Source organism: Chamaesiphon sp. GL140_3_metabinner_50, assembly GCF_025361915.1.
Classification (GTDB): domain Bacteria; phylum Cyanobacteriota; class Cyanobacteriia; order Cyanobacteriales; family Chamaesiphonaceae; genus Chamaesiphon.
Map to the genome: position 1 here is coordinate 1 of NZ_JANYJC010000245.1, position 4,294 is coordinate 4,294.

The 4,294-nt window shown below is 47.5% G+C and carries 6 protein-coding genes and 1 pseudogene; 4 read left to right on the plus strand and 3 right to left on the minus strand.

What is annotated here, in order from left to right:
• The 3 genes and pseudogenes from Q0R35_RS12275 to Q0R35_RS12285 form a co-directional block, all read right to left on the minus strand.
• Positions 1-117, minus strand: a pseudogene (locus Q0R35_RS12275) (phosphoribosylformylglycinamidine synthase I); the annotation flags it as partial.
• Between the two features lie 159 nt (positions 118-276).
• Entirely contained in the window at positions 277-537 is a 261-nt protein-coding gene (gene purS, locus Q0R35_RS12280; RefSeq protein ID WP_295618330.1) for a phosphoribosylformylglycinamidine synthase subunit PurS, read from the minus strand.
• Between the two features lie 9 nt (positions 538-546).
• Positions 547-702, minus strand: coding sequence for a hypothetical protein (locus tag Q0R35_RS12285; protein WP_295618333.1), 156 nt, complete (start codon positions 700-702; stop codon positions 547-549).
• A gap of 206 nt (positions 703-908) precedes the next feature.
• Here Q0R35_RS12285 and Q0R35_RS12290 point away from each other — a divergent pair, with 206 nt between their 5' ends.
• The 4 genes from Q0R35_RS12290 (at position 909) to Q0R35_RS12305 (ending at position 3,824) form a co-directional block, all read left to right on the plus strand.
• On the plus strand, positions 909-1,361 hold the full coding sequence (locus tag Q0R35_RS12290) for a Fur family transcriptional regulator (protein WP_295618336.1): 453 nt from the start codon (positions 909-911) through the stop codon (positions 1,359-1,361).
• Between the two features lie 8 nt (positions 1,362-1,369).
• Complete coding sequence (locus Q0R35_RS12295) at positions 1,370-2,506, plus strand: MraY family glycosyltransferase (RefSeq protein WP_366944880.1); 1,137 nt, start codon at positions 1,370-1,372, stop codon at positions 2,504-2,506.
• Between the two features lie 309 nt (positions 2,507-2,815).
• On the plus strand, positions 2,816-3,151 hold the full coding sequence (locus tag Q0R35_RS12300; RefSeq protein WP_295618340.1) for a YtxH domain-containing protein: 336 nt from the start codon (positions 2,816-2,818) through the stop codon (positions 3,149-3,151).
• 229 nt (positions 3,152-3,380) lie between these two features.
• Positions 3,381-3,824: a DUF948 domain-containing protein gene (locus Q0R35_RS12305; protein ID WP_295618343.1), complete on the plus strand. Its 444-nt coding sequence runs from the start codon at positions 3,381-3,383 to the stop codon at positions 3,822-3,824.
• The last annotated feature ends 470 nt before the right edge of the window (positions 3,825-4,294 follow it).

The following is a 4,294-nucleotide window of genomic DNA, read 5'->3' on the forward strand; positions in this document are numbered from 1 at the left end:
GAGGTCGGTTTCTTCATGCCAAATAATCCGAGTGGGTTGTTTGAGTAAATCGCGGGTGACGTACACCACATCGCGATCGCAATTAGAACCAGGGAAGACGATTATTCCAAATTTCACAATAAGTTGGGAGGGGGGAGTAAGGAGTAAGGAGTAAGGAGTAAGAAGTAAGAAGTAAGAAGTAAGGAGTAAGAAGTAAGAAGTAAGAGTAAGAAGTAATGAAAATCCCCTCCCTGGAGGGGTGCCAGTAGGGCGGGGTGGGTAGATCTTCGCTAAATCCTATTCCCTATTTCCTAGCTCAATTCGATAATTCTCAATGACTGGATTGGCAAGAAGCTGGTCGCACATGCGGTCTAGTTGGCTGTGGGCTTCGGCTTCGTCTGCGGCGGCGAGATTTACTTCGATATACTTACCAATGCGGACGCTCTCGACATCAGTGTATCCCATATGTGCTAGCCCAGACTGGACTGCGGTGCCAGCCGGATCGAGTACAGATGGGCGAAGTGTAACATAAATGCGAGCGTGATATTGTTGCTTCAACGGAATCCCTCAACTTTGCGATAATTTAGATAGTGCTGCGACTACCTCCGGTAGGCTGTACCTACGGTAGGCTTCGCCAACGCCAACGTAGCAGCTTAAATCTACCACCACCAATTGTAAACCAGTACCAGCATCCGCAATCATGTGGATTTTACCGATCGCCAATTGTTTGGCTCAACATTTAAGAATTCACAGTCGCATATAAATTTATGGGGAAGCTACAAACACTAACCCCTATCCCCTCTCTTAAAAAGGTGCTCTACTTGCGGCTTACCTTTGGACGGGTTCCCCGTCAAAAAAGGTAAGACAAGACAGGGGAAACCCCTGTTTCCGCACTTTTCGCTATCCCCTATTCCCTATTCCCTAGTGCTATGAAATCCGATCGAACTCGCAGTCAAGAACGCATTTTACAGCTTTTGAAGCAATGCGATCGCGCAATTTCTGCTCAAGATATTTATGTCGAACTGCGGAATGGAGATCGAGCAGTAGGGCTAGCAACGGTTTACCGCGCTTTAGAGAGTCTCAAACTAGAGGGACTAATTCAATGTCGAACGTTACCGACAGGCGAATCATTGTATAGTTGTGTGCAAGCAGATCGGCATCATTTGACCTGCTTACACTGTGGGGAATCGATTCCGATCGATGAATGCCCAGCAGAGCAATTAGAACACAGACTAGAATCGCTCCATCAGTTTAAAATTTATTATCACACTCTGGAATTTTTTGGGGTATGTTTGACTTGTGCGTCAAAAGAAGTAAATAATAGCCTCGATCGTCAAGTTATTCATTTACATCATCACCATAGCCACGATCGATCTACATAGGGGCATCCATGACTTTTGAGAGTTTTATGAATTCAATCGGTATTGCCGATCCGCATGGACGCGGGTGGCTTTCCGTAGTGCTGACGTTCATGTTCGCATGGATAGTAACTTATTTATTTATCCCTAAAGTCCGAACTTTCGCCCTCAAAGTGGGTTGGGCTGACGAACCCAATGCCCGGAGATTACATAGCGAACCCCGCCCGAATGCTGGCGGATTGGCAATTTATACGGGCGTAATTGCCGCTGTTATTTTAGCAGGGTGTTTATCGCCGATCGTCATCGCCAAAGTGCAAGTAGCCATCTTGGCAATTTTACTGGGCGGCTCGGTACTAGTCATTGTCGGATTTATCGACGATCAATTTGGTGGATTGCCAGCATTATTTAGGCTGCTCGTCCAAATTTTGGCAGCATTGCTACTGGTAGTCTGCGGCATTCAAATTCATGTGATCTATTTTGGCGTGCCGATCGATGGAATTTTATCAGTTATCTTTACAGTGTTATGGATTGTGGGGATCACTAATGCTGTCAATTTGATGGATGGGATGGATGGTTTAGCTGGTGGCGTGAGTTTTATTACTGCAATGAGTTTATTGGCGGTGTCGGCTCAATTTGAAGCTAGAGCCGCAGCGACGCTGATTTGTGCGGGGGTTGCTGGCGCAGCATTAGGCTTTTTAAGACACAATTACCACCCTTCGCGGATTTTTATGGGGGATGCGGGGGCTTATTTCTTGGGTTATGTGTTGGCAGCAACCAGCATTTTAGGCAATGGTAAAGTCACGACAGTCACTTCGCTGATCCCAACAGTAATGTTGTTTCTCGTCCCGGTTGTCGATACCAGTCAAGTAATTATCAAACGGTTGCTCTCTGGCAAGAATCCTCTCAGTACGCCGGGAAAAGATCATCTGCATCATCGATTATTAGCACAAGGATTTTCGCAACGACATTCAGCAATAATTTTGTGGGGTGTGACTCTGGCTGGGGGCATTATTGCCATGCAGATGCAGGGCACCAGACATATGGCGATCGTGGTTACGGCAATCGGGATCGCACTCATGCTGATTCTTACCGTCTGGCTGCGGCTGCGGGCGATCGTTAATGTACCAGAGACACCCGCGCCCGCTCCGAATCCAGAAGATAAACGCTAGCGGGGATCGCGATCTTGCGTTCGTCACCGGGCAGCACCAGATTTGCTCGGTAGCCGCAAATTGACTTGCTAACCCTAGCTTGAGGTTAGTGAGGCTATGTTGGATCGATTGCCAGCTTTCCCCCCTGTTAACGAGCAATTTGGTGGGGCATAGCGATCGATTTGTCATTCTGCGATCGGACATGGGATGAGGCTACAAGGCGGTCGGTTGGGTGCTATGCTAAAATTTTCGGACATCTTTCCGTCACCCAGCAGCTCCGACGGAGATCGATTTAAATTAATATACCTTCAGTTTAGCGATCTCGATCCTATGGCAGATAAAAATCGCGGTACATTTTTGAGTGGCATTTTCATCGGTACGACGCTCGGTACCATTACCGGACTATTGCTGGCTTCCCGTCAAGGGCGAGATACGCGGAAAGTCTTGGGCAAAACGATCGCCGCCGTACCCCAAATGGCCGAAGATATTTCTAGTAGTGTCATTCTCCAAGCCGATAAGCTTTCGGCTGCGGCTGGCGATCGCTGGCATGATACACTCGATCGACTGACAACCGCGATCTCTGCGGGGATTGTTGCCAGTCAATCCGCGCGCGAATCTAATTCGGTCGATCTTCCCAAATCTATTCGAGAAATAGACGACCGATGACTCTCGATCGATTACCCACACATCGGATCGCACACATCGCCTAGAAACTGCATATAAGTACAAGCTAGGCATTTTGACTCCTTACTCCTCTCACCAAGCGACTTGCAACTTTCGCGACAGCCAAAGTATAGCCTGCGGTAAGCACACTATACTTCCTACTTATTACTTCTTACTTCTTACTCCTTACTCCTTACTTCTCCCCGTCCCCCCGTCCCCCTATCCCCTAATTTTGACATCTATCGATCCGGTACTATTTCTGGGATGTTCGCTACTACTTGTCGCTGTCAGTCTGACAGCATTGGTAGTCGCTGCTTTCCCAGCAATTCAAGATTTATCGCGTGCAGCTAGGAGTGCCGAAAAGTTATTCGATAGATTAGATCGAGAATTACCACCCACGCTCGAAGCAATTAGACTAGCCGGATTAGAACTAGGCGATCTCACCGACGAAATGTCTCAAGGTGTCCAAAGTGCCACAACAGTAGTTCGACAAGCCAATCTCAGTCTCTCGCAGGTGACAAAACAGGCTAAAACCGTCAGCACGAATACTCGCAGTGTCTGGTTAGGTGTCAAAACAGCTTGGCAAACCTGGCGCAACACTAAGGAATCTCCGCCCCGCATCTCGCCTGTCGATCCCGCAGTACTACCACAGCGGCGTTATTCTCAAGAGGAGTAAGAAGTAAGAAGTAAGGAGTAAGGAGTAAGGTGATTTACACCAAGCACCCAGGTTGTACCTACGGCAAGCTACGCCAACGGCTCTGCTCAACCATCGGTGGTCGATCGACTTGTACTGAGCGATAGCCGAAGTAAGCCGTAGGCACAATCACAAACCCACAAATAGAGGTATTTCTATTGCTGGGAATCACCTAAGAAGTAGATTTTATGCCTAAAACCTAAAACCTCATCCCCAATGCCTAAAAAAATTGCCAAAGACATTAACGTCCCTAGCAATTATTATATTTACCTGCAAGCAATTGCAGTCTGTCGTCTCTATTTAGGCAAGAGCATAAACTTAGAGATTCCCAGATTCGGCTAATTTATCTTTGAGTTCGGCTAGTTTGTTAGCCCAGCGCGGATCGGGTTGGAAACTTTCAGTGCTAGTGGTAGTACTAGTGTAAGTAGTAGAGCTGCTAGTGCTTTTAGCAC